This is a genomic window from Trinickia sp. Z7, from assembly GCF_056498045.1.
The window spans coordinates 193438-207145 of record NZ_JAUEQW010000008.1; the positions used below are offsets into that span (position 1 = coordinate 193438).

A 13708-nucleotide genomic window follows, 5' to 3' on the forward strand; every position below is an offset into this window, starting at 1 on the left:
AAGCGCGTACGGCGTACGCCGCTTCAACGCCGGATTCTACAAGCGCCGCGCGGCTTCATGCATCTGTTTTGTGTTTTCGACGCGTGTTTACAGGGAGATTTGTTGCGTGGCGCTGACTATTTCAGCGCTGCCGCGGTGCGTCGTCGAGCGAGACGCATCTTCGCCGGCGCAGGCCGAGGGTTTGCCCGGAGGGGCCAACCCTCGGCCTGCGTGCAGGTGCGAGCTTAATTCGAAGCCATGCCGAGCGCGGGATCGCTCATGCTCGGCTGCCCCGTTTCGACATGGCCTGCGAGCTTGCGCACGAACTTCGAGTCGGTGTCGACGCTCACGTGAAGGTCGTACCAACCGTGATGAGCCCGCAAATCGACGTACAGGTCGGCGCTTTCGCCACCGGCGACGCGACGTTTCATGCTTGCTCCGTCATAGGCGTTGAAGATCGTGAACTCGCAAGCCGCGGCGCCGGCGTTTTTAAGATGGAGCTCGATGTTGCCGTTCGCCACGTCGTACGACTCGCTCACCTCGGGCGCCGCCAGGCCGCTCGTCCATAGATGCACGGCGAGCGCTCGCCCGGCAAAGCGGCGCGCGAAACCGTTGGGCCCGTGCACCGCGTAATCGTAGGTACCGTCCAGGTTCAGCGGGAATTCGTCCAGCAGATGTTTGCGCGGCTCGACCGTGTAGGTGCGAGGCGCATCGAGGCTAAGCGCCTTGTAAACGTGAAACACGGCCCCGGCGTGCCCGGTATTGGTCAACTTCACGCGCAATTGCGCCTGACCCGCCTGAAGCTGCGCCCGTGCGAACAGTTCATACGGCAACGCACGGGCAGGCCTCACGCCCGGTTCTTGCTGCGGCTTGGCCTGGACGAGCGGCGGCAGCGGAACGTAATCGGCGTGCCGTTGCTGGTCCGCGGGCGCGTATGCCTTGGTGCTAGGCAAGTTCGGCATGGCGGCGTTGGGATGGGCGAAATCGAATGCGCGCGTCAGATCGCCGCATACGGCCTTGCGCCATGGCGTGATGTTCGCTTCGCACATGTTGCGCCCGTGTCCGAAGCGCCGCTCGATGAAGCGAATGAGCGAGGTGTGGTCGAAGGTCTCCGAGCATACCCAGCCGCCCTTGGACCACGGCGACACCACGAGCATCGGCACGCGCGGGCCCAACCCATACGGCCCGGCCGGATAGTTGCCATTGCCGGGGAAATGTTCGTTCGCGACATCGACGGTTGAGAGACCGGCCTCTTTCGACCAAGGCGCATAGGGCGGCGCGATGTGATCGAAGAAACCGTCGTTCTCGTCGTAAGTCACGAAGAGCGCCGTCTTGCTCCACATCTCGGGGTTCGAGGTCAGAACTTGCAGGACCTGATCGATGTACCAAGCGCCGTAGTTGGCAGGCCAATTCGGATGCTCCGAATACGCTTCGGGCGCCACGATCCACGATACCTGCGGCAACGTATCGTTCTGCACGTCTTTCTTGAGCACGTCGAAATAGCCGCCGCCCGCCGCTACGTTCGTCCCCGTCCGCGCATTGTCGTAAAGGGGATTGCCCGGTTGCGCGTTGCGATACTGATTGAAGTAGAGCAGCGAATTGTCGCCGTAATTGCCGATATAAGCGTTTTGCGTCCAACCCCACGAGCCGGCCGCATCGAGGCCCGTGCCGATGTCCTGATAGACCTTCCACGAAACGCCGGCGGCTTGAAGCACCTCGGGATACGTCGACCATCCGTATCCCGCCTCGGCGTTGTCGATGACGGGGCCGCCGCCCGTGCCGTCGTTGCCGACCCAACCTGTCCACATGTAATAGCGGTTCGGATCCGTCGGCGTCATGCCCGAGCAGTGATAGGCGTCGCAAATCGTGAAGGCGTCGGCGAGCTGATAGTGGAACGGGATGTCTTGGCGCGTGAGATAGGCCATCGTCGTCGTGCCTTTCGCCGCGATCCATTGATCGTAGCGGCCGCGATTCCATGCGGTTTGCGTCGTCGTCCAGTCGTGCGGAAGATCTTGCAGGAACTGCATGCCGAGATCGGGCGCGCTCGGCCGGAACGGCAGCAGATAGCCCGTATCGGCAGCCAACGGCTGATGCCAAACGCTCTTGCCGTTCGGCAGATCGATCGCGCGGCGGTCGCCATAGCCGCGCACGCCGCGCAGCGTGCCGAAGTAATGATCGAACGAGCGGTTCTCCTGCATGAGGATCACGATGTGTTCGATGTCTTTGATGCTGCGCGTCGCATCGTGCGCGGGGATCGCGAGCGCATTGCGAATACCGGCGGGCAATGCGCCCATCGCGGCGGCTGCACCGGCCGCTTGAGCGGCGGCGCGCAGAAAATCACGGCGGCTTTTCGATGTCATTGGATGTCGTGTTTCATGGCGAAGGAAAGGAACGGGAGCGTGCTCGTCATGGGCGAGGCACGCCGACGCACTACGGCAAAATCAACCACCTGCGAACAGCGAACGCACTTCAGGAACAAGCTGGGAACTCGAGCGGCGCGCGGCGCAACGCTTGCGGGCCGGCCACCGAATCGACGGACAAACGAACGGCTCTGGGCGGCTCGACAGCCGCTCGACAAGCCGCTCCATGGGCCGCTCAATCGGCCGTATGCATGACAGGCGGCAGCAACGGTTTGCGCGCCTCGCCATCGGTCACCGCGCCCGCAGTGTCGAATCGTTGCGCGCCCGGATTCGCATCGGCCTGCGAAGCGCTCGCGCTTCTCGTGCCGGGCAGCATCGGCGCCGCATTGGCCGCGGGTGCCTGGACGGCGCGTTCGTCATCGCCGCTGCATCCCGCCGCGAGTGCGGCGAGCACGAAAAGCGCCGCCCCGGTCAGCACTGAACGCGATACGGCACGGCCCTGCATTGCGAGGAATCGGCCCGGAAACAAACGTTTGCTCCACGGGGTATGTATGCCCGGCGGCTGCCGCTCCATGATCGCCACTGCCCTCTCCGATTCGTGAGTCTGCTCGCGTCCGCCCGCATCGAATACCCACAGATGTGTGTGCCCAGCGCGCTCGATTAGCCGATCAGCATAGAAACGAATCATGTCCGACAGATGAAACGCGCAGGCACGACGACGAATGCGCGCCCGGCTGGCGGCGGGGCGCGCAAAAGAAGCAGCGAAGAGAGGAATGGGCGGGAAGGCGGCGCGATCGAGCCGCCTTGCGCTTTCCGTTAGGACGGAGAGGAAGCCACTAGGTGGCCGACGTAATCGCGCAGATAGGTTTCGAACGATGCGCCGATTTCAGGGTGGCGCATCGCGAACTCGACGGTCGCTTTCAAGTACCCGAGCTTGCTGCCGCAATCGAAGCGGCGGCCGAAGTAACGGTAGGCGAGCACCTGCTCTTCGGCCAGCAGCGAGTGCAGGGCGTCGGTCAATTGCAGCTCGCCGAGCACGGTGGGTTCGAGCCGCCGTAGGTGATCGAAGATGCTCGGCATCAGAACATACCGGCCCACTACGCCCAAATTGGAGGGCGCGGCCTCGGGCGCGGGCTTTTCGACGATGCCCGAGAGCTTGAAGATATCTTCTTCCCACTCGCGGCCCTCGACGATCCCGTACGAGCGGCTATCCTCCCGCGCGATGGTTTCCACACCGACGATCGTGCTGTGATAGTGGTTGAAGACATCGATCATCTGCTTCATCACGGGCTCGGCGCCGTGCAGTAAATCGTCGGCGAGAATCACGGCGAAGGGGCTGCCCGACACCAGCTTCTCGGCGCACAGCACCGCATGACCGAGCCCGCGCGCGGCCGGCTGCCGTACGTAAAAGCAATCGACATGGCTCGGCTTGATGCCGCGCACGAGTTCCAGCAGCTTCTCCTTGCCGCGCGCCTCGAGTTCCGCCTCGATCTCGTAGGAGGTGTCGAAGTGATCCTCGATCGCTCGCTTGCTGCGGCCGGTCACGAAGATGAGTTCCGTAATGCCCGCCGCGATCGCCTCTTCCACCGCGTACTGGATCAAGGGCTTGTCGACGACCGGCAGCATTTCCTTCGGGCTCGCCTTCGTCGCCGGGAGAAACCGGGTGCCTAGTCCCGCCACTGGAAACACTGCTTTGGTGACTTTGAACATCGTTCGTTTCCTTGCGAAATTGCTATCGCACCGCGGCTTCACCGAGTATTGCCGAGACGGCCGCATCGGCCATCCTCGGCGCCGACGATGCTTCGTCGACGATATCGATACGCAACCGCGACGCTTTGAGAAAAGCTTCGAACGCATCTTTCGAGGCAGCGCTATCGGCAATCGCGCGTGCCAGTGCGATCCGGGCGCACCACTTGAACGCCGCGCGCTGCACGCGTCCCAGCGGATAGGCTGCGGTGCCATTACGCAAGTGCCATACCACGGGACGCCGCGCGAGCATGCCCGCTAGTGCGCCCACCACCATCGCACGGGGCGTATTGGCATAAATCACATCGACGTGCCGCGCCCGTCGAACCGTTTCGCGCACGATCGACACCATGCCTCGCAACGTTTGCGATCTAGGCAGACGCCGTGCGTTCGTCATTCCTCTGAGCACGGGCGCGTCCAGCACGTCGACCGCAACCCCGGCTTCTTCGAGCGCGAGCCGAAACGGGCCGTCGTCGAACAGCACGACTTCGAGCGAATCCTTCAGACGACTCGCCACGCTCAACAAGGAAACCTCTGCCTTGTCGAGTCCACCGCTTTGGTCCAGGGCCAGCACGCGCACGGGCCTTCTTTGCGGCCCGCCGCTCGCGTCGTCCTTGCCGTGCATCCCCTTGCCGCCTCGCTGAGTCGTCGCACCGGGCATGACGTCCTCGACGTAGCCCATGAACCGCTCGCGGAACGTCGCGATCGAAAAGCGCTCGGCGTTCGTGCGGCAATCGCGCGCCGCGAAGCGGCCGGCATGCGCCTCGAATTCGCGCACCGCGGCGACCACCGCCGGCACCGTTTGCTCGCGAAAGAAGATCCCGGTCGGGTGCGGTTGACCCAGTTCGCGCACCGTCTCCAGCACGCCGCCCTTTCCGAATGCAATCACCGGGGTGCCGCACGCTTGCGCCTCCACCGGTGCAATGCCGAAGTCTTCTTCCGCTGCGAACACGAATGCTTTCGCGCGGCGCATATGGTCATGCAAAACGGCAAACGGTTGGTAGCCGAGGATCTCGACGTTCGGTCCCGCCTTCGCGCGGATCGACTTCATTTCGGGTCCATCGCCAATGACGACGAGCCGCTTGCCCGGCATGCGCGAAAAAGCCTCGACGATGAGGTCGATCTTCTTATAAGGCACCATGCGCGAAGCGGTCAGGTAAAAGTCTTCCTTCTGCTCGCCGACGACGAAGGACTGCACGTCCACGGGCGGAAAAATGACATCGGCCCGGCGCTGATAGACCTTCTTGATTCGGCGCGCGATGAACTGCGAATTGGCGACGAAATGATCGACCGAGTTGGCGGTGCGGCAATCCCAGTTGCGAATGTAATGCAGGATCACGCGGGCCATGATCGAGCGCAGACCCCGCGTCAAATTCGATTGCGCCAAGTACTGATGCTGCAAATCCCACGCGTAGCGAATGGGCGAATGCACGTAACTGATATGCACCTGATCGGGACCCGTCAACACCCCTTTGGCGACGGCATGGCTGCTCGAGATAACGAGGTCGTATGCACTCAGATCGAGTTGTTCGATCGCGAGCGGCATCAACGGCAAGTAAGCGCGGTATTTCTTTCTCGCAAACGGCAGTCTTTGGATGAAAGAAGTCGTGGCGCGCTTTCCTTGCAAGAACTTACGGTCCTCGACGAAATCGACGAGGCTGAAGATGTCCGCCTGCGGAAAACAGGCGATCATCTGTTCGAGCACGCGTTCGGCGCCCGCGTACGTAACGAGCCAATCGTGGACGATCGCGACGCGCGGCGTGCGATCGATCGGCATCCTCGAGTCGGTGCGATAGGCGCCGTCCTCGAACGTTGCGGGCGAATCGGCGAAAGTGTCGTGGCTCATATGGCTCATGCGCTTCTCCTCTAGGCGCCCTAGCCTACGAACAAACTATTTCGCGTAAACCCTCAAAATATTTCAAAAAAATGCGCTGCGGCTTGCAGCGTGGCGCGACAGCCATGACAAGCGGTTGCGCGATGCCAACACGGAGATTTTTGATCGATTTTTTTGCGCTAGCAGATGAGCATGGCGCCTAAGATGCCACCGTTATTCGCAACATTGCCGGAAAACACCGGCAAATAGTGGCGATGCACTTGCCGATCGGCAAAAACGACGGCTTCTATGTCGTATTGCGATCATCTAGTAATCGGGGTTTGGTCAGTCGTCAGCATCGCATGAAAGTATGCCGTTTATTGCACCCTGGGACCCGTGCCGTGAATTTGCCCGTGCGTCGACGACCGCACTTGGGGCCGCGACATCCGGCGCCGTACCGAAGTTCGTGCGAAGCATGGCAGCACTCGACGCCGTTTCGAAATTGCACGCATTGTAAAACCTGCAGTGCGCATTGTCGTAGGCTTTGACAGGGCAAAGCGCCGCTAGCTCGCTTGCCGTCGTGCTTGCCGTCGCCCTTAGCCCGGCACTTGCCATCCGAGGCCGAGACTCTTTTGCAGGAGCACGAAATCCTTGAGCAATTCAGCGCGGCCGGCAATCACATCCTGCTGCGCCGAAAACTGGGTGCGCTCGGTATCGAGCAGATCGATTGCCGTCGCGACGCCGGCCGCGTAGCGTTGCCGCATCAACGCCGATGCGTGCTGCGCCGAGGCGTCGACTTGCTCGAGCCTCACCACGTGTTCGCGCTGGTGCCCGTAACGCGACAAGGCCGAATTCGCGTCCTGAAGCGCGGCCAGCACGGCATGTTCATAGCGCGCGCCGGCCTCGTCTCGCGATGCTTCGGCAGAACGCACGTCGGCCGCCGTGCGCCCGAAATCGAGCACGTTCCATTGCAAATAGGGCACACCGAGCCAAGAAAAGTTAGTTTTCCTAAACAAATGGCCGGGATCGGCTGCCGTGAAGCCCAAATCGCCGAGCAACGACACTTTGGGAAAATAATCGGCCACATGTTCCCCGATCTGCGCGTTGCTCGCCGCGAGCCGGCGCTCGGCGGCACGGATATCGGGGCGCTGCCGCAGCAGTGCGCCCGGTTCGCCTACCTCGACCTTCGCCGGCAATGCCGGCAACGGTGCGGCCGCGGACAGATCCGCATCGAGCGCGCCGGGGGTACGCCCCGTCAAGACGGCCAGCCGATCGAGCGATTCGGCAATCTGCTCGTCGAGCGGAACGAGCGCGGCGCGGGTCGTTTGGACCTGCCCGGACAGACGTTCGACGTCCACCTCGGCCGCGGTGCCGTGTGCTCGGCGCGCTTGCGTCAATGCGAGCATGCGCTGCTGCAGGTCGGCCGACTGCCGTGCAAGGATGAGCCGCTGCTGCTCGTCGCGCAGATCGACATAGGCCTGCGCCACCTCGGCCGCAAGCGACACCTGCGTATCGGCGAGGTCCGCTTCGATCGCGTCGGCCTGCGCCGACGCCGCCTCGATCGAGCGGCGGGTACCGCCGAACAGATCGATCTCCCACGACGCATCCAGGCCTGCCGTATACAGCTGCAGCGGGCCGCGCCCCGCGCCGCTGCCGCCGTTGCTACCCGACGATAGCTTCGACAGATCGGGGCTGCGCATTCTCACCGCGGCCACGTCCGCCGACGCCTTCGGCAGTTCCTGGGCACGTTGCCCCACGAGCTGCGCCCGCGCCTCGCGCAAACGCGCCTGCGCCGCGCGCACGTCCGGACTATGCGCCAGCGCCGCTTCGACGAGCGCGTCCAATTGCGGATCGCCCAGCGTGCGCCACCAGGCGCTGGCGCTCGGCGCCGTGGCGACGACACCCGTGGACGGCGCCCGCACGAATGTCGGCGCCTTCAACGCATCGGCTGCGACTGACGGCGCACCGCGGTAATCGGGGCCTACCGTGCAAGCGGCCAACCCGCATAGCGCGGCGTGGACGCACCATACCGCTACATATCGGAGGGAACGAGGCATCGACATGATCGAATTCAAAAAAGTCAGTGCCCTGCCGAAGGCGGGCGGCCCGGCTGAGCAGCCGGCGTTTTGAGCAGTAGCGCGAGCGGAATGCAGGCGAGTAGCGCGATGGCAAGCAAATAAAACGTTTCGGCGTACGTGATCACCGCCGCTTGCTGCTGAATTTGCGCGGCCAACTGCCCCAGCGCCTGCAGCTTCGCATAGGCGGCATCGCCCGTTCGCGCGAGCCAGCCGGCGGCACTGGCGGCAATCCGCTCTTGACCGATCAACGAATTGCCCGTCACCGATTCACGCAACGCGGCGACGTGAAAGGCATTGCGGCGATCGATGACGACCCCGATGACGGCAAGTCCGACGGAGCCGCCCAGATTGCGCGCCATGTTGTAGAGCCCTGCGGCGTCGCCCGAATCTTCGCGCGACACGGCCGCCATCGACGCCTGATTGAGCGGCATCATCGCCAGCATTTGACCGGCCCCGCGCAGCAGTTGCGACCAAATGAAGTCATGGCCCGCGCTTTGCGCGGTCAAGCTCGTATCGAGCAGACAACTGACTCCGAAGCAAACGAGCCCGCCGATGACCAGCAAACGAAAGTCGACCTTGCCGAGCAGGCGCGGCAGGATCGGCATCATCAGGAATGCGGGCAAGCCCGAGAGCAGCATGATGTCGCCCGATTGCTCGGCGTTATAGCCCGAGATCAAGCTCAAAAACTGCGGCACGAGATAAGAAACGCCGTACAAGCCCGCACCCACGGCGAACACGATGACGATCACGCTCGCGTACCGCGCGTTGCGCAACAGCGAAAGCCGCATGATGGGCTTGCGCGCGACGAATTGGGAAACGCCGATCAAGATGAAGCCGAGCGCGGCAATGACCGCGAAGCTGACGATTTCGCTCGACTCGAACCATTGGTGCCGCTGTCCTTCCTCGAGCACGAGCGTCAGTGAACTGAGCCCGATCGACAGACCGACGATACCGATCCAATCGGCATTGATGAACTCATGCCAATGCGGCGGATCGGCGGGCAACCCGGCGATCAGCAACGCGAGCAACGCAATGCAGACCGGCAAGTTGATGAAGAAGCACCACTTCCACGACACATTTTCGGCTAGCCAGCCGCCGAGCACGGGGCCGAGCAACGGCCCGAGCAGCACGATCAGGCCGAAGATCGTCATTCCGACGGCAAGCTGCGTGCGCGGCAACCGCGTGCGGATGATCGTCTGTGCCGTCGGAATCATCGCACCGCCGGTGAAGCCTTGGCCCACACGGCCGATGATCATCCACTCGAGCGAATGCGACGCGCCGCACATGATCGAAAACAACATGAACAAAGCGGCATTGGTCAGCAAGAAATTGCGTAGCCCGAACACGCGCGTGAGCCATGCCGCGAGCGGAATCATGACGATCTCGGACATCAGGTAGCCCGTCGAAATCCACGTGCCTTCGGTGCCGGTCGCACCTACCGAGCCCTGGATTTGGGGTAGCGCCGAATTCGTGATCGAAATATCGAGCGTCGCCATTAATGCCCCGAGCGAGCCCGCCGCCACGGCGATCCAATCCACCGCGCCGGCGCGCTCCGGATGGCCGGGCGTGCCAGCGGCGCCCGCCGGCAAGGTCGTCTCAGCCATGGTTGCTATCGGCTGCGGGGCGTCGATCGTCCGGCGCGGCGCCGCGCGTGTCGATATCGACCGTCACCGACAAGCCCGGCAGCAGTACGTTACGCGTTTGCGCATCGGCTTGGACGCGAATGCGCACCGGCACGCGTTGGACGATTTTCGTGAAGTTGCCGGTGGCGTTCTCCGGCGGCAGCAACGCGAACTGCGCACCGGTTCCGGGCGCGAAACTATCGACGACGCCGTGCAAATCGACGCCGCGCAATGCATCGACGTGCAGCGTGGCCGGCTGCCCCGGGCGCATGCGGCCGATTTGCGTTTCCTTGAAGTTCGCTTCGAGATACAGGCTTTGCACCGGCACGACCGTCAGCAAACGCGTACCGGGCTGCACGTATTGCCCCACGCGCACGGATCGATCGCCAATGCGGCCCGCCATCGAGCTATACAGCGTGGTGTCGTTCACGTCGAGTTGAGCCTGCCGCAAGCTCGCGCGAGCCGCTTCCACCTGCGCACGGGCCTGCGCGATTTGGGCGGTGGTCGCATCGATTTGCGTCTGCGCCGAGCGCACCGCGGCGGCATTGGCCGCGAGCGTTGCGCGTGCTTGATCGCGTGTGCTGACGAGGCTCGCCAGCCGTTCGCCGGTCTCGGCCCCCGTGGCCGCCAGCGGCGCATAGCGGGCTACGTCGTCTTGCGCGTGGCGCACCGCGACGCGCGCCACTTCTTCCTGCGCTTGCGCCTGCGCGACCGCCGCTTGCTGCTGCTTCAGATCGGCTTGGGCTCGCGCCAGGTCCGCTTCGCGGGCGGCGACCGTGGCCTGCGCTTGCGCGAGCGAGGCTTCGTACTGCCGTGTATCGAGGCGCACGAGCGGGGCGCCCGCGGCAACGGTCTCGTTGTCGCGCACGAATACTTGGGTGACGTAGCCGCTGATTTTCGGCGCGACGGTCACGTTGTCGGCTTTCAGATAGGCGTCGTCGGTGCTTTCGATGAAGCGATCGACCGTCCACCAATGGGCAAACCAAACCGAACCCGCGACCAGCGCGACGATCAGCAAACCAATGAGCCAAGGGCGGCTGCGCGCACGCCGCGGGCCATTGGCGCCGGTCTCTTGCTGCGTGCGGCCACGAGGCGGCGCGTCGGTAGTCGTGGACATGTTCGAGAAATCCTATGAGGCGATGCGGGCACAATTATTCCAGTTGGAAAATTTGTGTCAAGTGATATATTTTGGACAGGTGTACTATCCGCAGTCGTTTGAAAAGATTGACTAGCAAACCATGAGCGAAACGAAGCGCCCTCGCCGTTCGACGGAAAGCGGCTACGCACGCGGAGAGGAAACGCGCCTTCGCATCATCCATGCAGCGATCGAGCTATTCGGCGAGCATGGGTTCGTCGCGGCCTCCACGCGCGAGATTGCCGCGCGCGCGGGCGTGAATGCGCCGGCGCTGCAGTACTACTTCGAGAACAAGGAAGGCGTTTATCGGGCCTGCGCCGAACATCTTGCCGCCGAGGTGTGGGGCGTGTTCGAGCCCGCCGTGCGCCGCGCGTCGGACACGCTGCGCTCGACCGAGAACGTGGCTGAATTGATCGAAGCGTTCGTCGGCATCCAAAACGTGATGATCGACAAGGCGCTCACGACACCGTCCGCACCCACCTTGAAACTATTCTTCGTGCGCGAGCAAGGCGGGCAAGAGCCTCCCATCGCCACCGAGATTTTTCAGAGCCGCGTGCGTGGGCCGCTCAACAACGTAGCGACGGCCCTCGTCGCGAAGATCTGCGGCACCGCTCCCGAGGATCCGCTCACCATCCTTCGTTTGCTCGCGCTACATGGACAATTCATGTCGTTCCACATGGCGCCGCGCAGCGTGATGACGCTGCTTGGGTGGTCAAAGATCGACGCCGAGAAAATCGAACTCGTCAAACAAACGATCTTTGCCAACACGCGTGCTCTGTTGCACTTGTGGGCCGTCGAACGCGAGGCGCGCCCGCAGCTACGTAAAACGACCCGCGCCAAGGTCAAGGAGAAGACGTCGGGCCAGCGCGGCAACAAGCGGTGAGCCAAGGGTCCGGTGGCGAGGCTTTTCGGCAGCGCTCCCTTCGAAAGGTGAGTGTTTTCGGGACACCCCCGATCGCCCGCCCCGCAAGCCTTCTGGATAGCGGCACAAGCGCGCGCGATGCACTGGTTGAGGTGAGGGTTTTCGGGAGCGGCGAATCGCGCCGCGAGCAACGACACGCCGCGAGCGTTCGTGGGGGTGTCGCGCTCGTGATCGCCGGTCGTGCGCCGCACACGCGACTGGCGCGATGGGATATCGTGTGACTGTACATGGTCGGTGCACGGCGCGCAGGCCAGAATGTCCGCGAACGCCCTTCCTTCCTCCGCCAGGAGTTGCCATGAACCCCATCCCTGACGACGTGCTGCGTATCGCGCAAACCGATGCCGCGCATGCGCTATCCGGCTTGCCGCAACCGTTCGTGGTGTTGTTCCAGCGTGCCGACGTGTCGGTCGAGCTATTCGCCCCGCGCGAAGTCGACACGCAATCGCCGCATACACGTGACGAGTTGTACATCGTTGCATCGGGGTCGGGCGTCTTCACGCGCGCGGGGCAGCGCACCGAGTTTCAAAGCGGCGACCTGTTGTTCGTTCCCGCTCATGTCGAGCATCGGTTCGAACAGTTCACCCCCGATTTCCGCACGTGGGTCGTTTTCTTCGGCCCCGAGCAGCCGGCCGCAACGACTTAACCCAGGCAAAGCGGCTCGACGGCCCCCACAGCCGATCGCACTCAAACCTTGCCGGCCAGCGTGCGCGCATACAGCGCGAGCATCTGCGCCGCGTCCACCTCCACGCACACGTCGCAGGCGGGACGGCCATCCCAATCGGGCGCTGGCGCAGCGAACGCCGGCGGCTTTTGCAGCGTATGCCCGGCAGCGATGCCTTCGGTCAGCACGCGCACCGGCCCCTTTCTCGTTGTGTACAGTTGCGGCGCAAGCAGATACGCGACGGCCGACGAGTCGTGCACATAGGTGCCGGCAAGGCCGGCACTCGACAGATGGAATGCTTCGTAGTGCCGAGAAACGTCCCACACGAAACGTCCCGCCTCGCCCGCTTCGTCGCGCAGCCGCGCCAGATAGTCCGTCGTCATGATGGTGCGCTCGGTCACGTCGAGGCCAACGATCGCGACGGGCCACTGCGCGCCGAAGACGATATCGGCCGCATCGGGGTCGCCCAGCATGTTCGCTTCGGCGGCCGGCGATACATTGCCGTTGATGCCGTTGGTGCCGAACGCCCCGCCCATCACCACCACCTGCTTGACGAGCGAAGCGATCTCGGGGGCTTCGCCTAGCGCGAGCGCGAGATTGGTCAGCGGCCCTACCGCCAGAAGCGTCACTTGGTGCGGCAACGCTCGCACGGTATCGATGATGAAGCGATGCGCAGGACGAGGATCGAGCGGGCTTCGATCAGTCGCGCTTAGCCCGGTATTGCCCAGGCCGTCACTGCCATGAATCCAATCGATGGGCGCAGGCGCCGCACGCCGCAAAGGCGCGGCCGCACCGCGCGCCACGGGCGTGCCGGGCGCGAAGCGCCGCGCCAAATAAAGCGCATTGCGTGTGGTGATTTCGATCGTCGAATTGCCGAACACACTCGTCACGCCGAGCAGTTCGATTTGCGGATGCAGCGCCTGAAATACGAGCGCCATCGCGTCGTCGACGCCGGGATCCGTGTCGTAGATGACTTTGTGCATATTCAAAGATAGAAGGGATCGGGCAGTTGTTCGCCCGCGGTCGTGTCCCGTGTAGCGCCGCGCACGTTGCCTAGTCGAATCTTCAGGTCCGGCCCGCCAAGTTCGATGATGATTTGGCGGCAGGCGCCGCACGGCGCAATCGGTCCGTCCGTATCGCCGATCACCGCGAGCGCTGCGAATTCGTCGCGCCGGCAACCGGCGGCGACGGCGCTGAAAAACGCCGTGCGCTCCGCGCAATTGCAAAGGCCATACGACGCGTTCTCGATATTGCAACCGGCAAAAACGCGCCCATCTTTCGTCAACAACGCCGCGCCGACCTTGAACTTCGAGTACGGCGCATACGCATTTTCGCGGGCAGTGCGTGCCCGTTCGAGCAACTGCTCCAACGTCATGGAGACCCCTTTCATTC

Annotated in this window: 11 protein-coding genes; 2 read left to right on the top strand and 9 right to left on the bottom strand. The window is 63.5% G+C overall.

The window, feature by feature from the left end:
* Nucleotides 1-224: 224 nt before the first annotated feature.
* From QQS38_RS16045 to QQS38_RS16075, 7 genes are all read right to left on the bottom strand, one after another.
* Nucleotides 225-2339 carry a phosphocholine-specific phospholipase C gene (locus tag QQS38_RS16045; protein ID WP_479646359.1) on the bottom strand — a complete coding sequence of 705 codons (2115 nt, stop codon included), beginning with the start codon at nt 2337-2339 and terminating at the stop codon, nt 225-227.
* Between the two features lie 235 nt (nt 2340-2574).
* Nucleotides 2575-3027, bottom strand: a complete 453-nt coding sequence (locus QQS38_RS16050; protein ID WP_479646360.1) for a hypothetical protein — start codon at nt 3025-3027, stop codon at nt 2575-2577.
* A gap of 128 nt (nt 3028-3155) precedes the next feature.
* Nucleotides 3156-4049, bottom strand: a complete 894-nt coding sequence (galU, locus tag QQS38_RS16055; protein WP_479646361.1) for a UTP--glucose-1-phosphate uridylyltransferase GalU — start codon at nt 4047-4049, stop codon at nt 3156-3158.
* 22 nt (nt 4050-4071) lie between these two features.
* Complete coding sequence (locus QQS38_RS16060) at nt 4072-5931, bottom strand: glycosyltransferase (protein WP_479646422.1); 1860 nt, start codon at nt 5929-5931, stop codon at nt 4072-4074.
* Between the two features lie 563 nt (nt 5932-6494).
* Nucleotides 6495-7955, bottom strand: coding sequence for an efflux transporter outer membrane subunit (locus tag QQS38_RS16065; protein ID WP_479646362.1), 1461 nt, complete (start codon nt 7953-7955; stop codon nt 6495-6497).
* 23 nt (nt 7956-7978) lie between these two features.
* On the bottom strand, nt 7979-9580 hold the full coding sequence (locus QQS38_RS16070) for an MDR family MFS transporter (RefSeq protein WP_479646363.1): 1602 nt from the start codon (nt 9578-9580) through the stop codon (nt 7979-7981).
* The gene (locus QQS38_RS16075; RefSeq protein ID WP_479646364.1) at nt 9573-10715 is read right to left on the bottom strand and encodes an HlyD family secretion protein; all 1143 of its coding nucleotides are present in this window, start codon (nt 10713-10715) and stop codon (nt 9573-9575) included. Before QQS38_RS16075 ends, QQS38_RS16070 begins: the two co-directional genes overlap by 8 nt.
* Nucleotides 10716-10836: 121 nt before the next feature.
* Here QQS38_RS16075 and QQS38_RS16080 point away from each other — a divergent pair, with 121 nt between their 5' ends.
* Both QQS38_RS16080 and QQS38_RS16085 read left to right on the top strand, forming a co-directional pair.
* A complete protein-coding gene (locus tag QQS38_RS16080) occupies nt 10837-11616 on the top strand; it encodes a CerR family C-terminal domain-containing protein (RefSeq protein WP_479646365.1) in 780 nt (259 codons plus the stop codon).
* 334 nt (nt 11617-11950) lie between these two features.
* On the top strand, nt 11951-12298 hold the full coding sequence (locus QQS38_RS16085) for a cupin domain-containing protein (protein WP_479646366.1): 348 nt from the start codon (nt 11951-11953) through the stop codon (nt 12296-12298).
* Between the two features lie 41 nt (nt 12299-12339).
* On the opposite strand, the gene QQS38_RS16090 is transcribed toward QQS38_RS16085, so the two are convergent.
* Nucleotides 12340-13305, bottom strand: coding sequence for a nucleoside hydrolase (locus tag QQS38_RS16090; protein WP_479646367.1), 966 nt, complete (start codon nt 13303-13305; stop codon nt 12340-12342).
* Nucleotides 13302-13691, bottom strand: a complete 390-nt coding sequence (locus QQS38_RS16095) for a cytidine deaminase (protein ID WP_479646423.1) — start codon at nt 13689-13691, stop codon at nt 13302-13304. Before QQS38_RS16095 ends, QQS38_RS16090 begins: the two co-directional genes overlap by 4 nt.
* Nucleotides 13692-13708: the final 17 nt, after the last annotated feature.

Bases quoted from the DNA above. Each gene is read 5' to 3' on its own strand.
- QQS38_RS16045 (WP_479646359.1), bottom strand. From the start codon at position 2,339: ATGACATCGAAAAGCCGCCGTGATTTTCTGCGCGCCGCCGCTCAAGCG.
- QQS38_RS16050 (WP_479646360.1), bottom strand. From the start codon at position 3,027: ATGATTCGTTTCTATGCTGATCGGCTAATCGAGCGCGCTGGGCACACA.
- galU (WP_479646361.1), bottom strand. From the start codon at position 4,049: ATGTTCAAAGTCACCAAAGCAGTGTTTCCAGTGGCGGGACTAGGCACC.
- QQS38_RS16060 (WP_479646422.1), bottom strand. From the start codon at position 5,931: ATGAGCCACGACACTTTCGCCGATTCGCCCGCAACGTTCGAGGACGGC.
- QQS38_RS16065 (WP_479646362.1), bottom strand. From the start codon at position 7,955: ATGCCTCGTTCCCTCCGATATGTAGCGGTATGGTGCGTCCACGCCGCG.
- QQS38_RS16070 (WP_479646363.1), bottom strand. From the start codon at position 9,580: ATGGCTGAGACGACCTTGCCGGCGGGCGCCGCTGGCACGCCCGGCCAT.
- QQS38_RS16075 (WP_479646364.1), bottom strand. From the start codon at position 10,715: ATGTCCACGACTACCGACGCGCCGCCTCGTGGCCGCACGCAGCAAGAG.
- QQS38_RS16080 (WP_479646365.1), top strand. From the start codon at position 10,837: ATGAGCGAAACGAAGCGCCCTCGCCGTTCGACGGAAAGCGGCTACGCA.
- QQS38_RS16085 (WP_479646366.1), top strand. From the start codon at position 11,951: ATGAACCCCATCCCTGACGACGTGCTGCGTATCGCGCAAACCGATGCC.
- QQS38_RS16095 (WP_479646423.1), bottom strand. From the start codon at position 13,691: ATGACGTTGGAGCAGTTGCTCGAACGGGCACGCACTGCCCGCGAAAAT.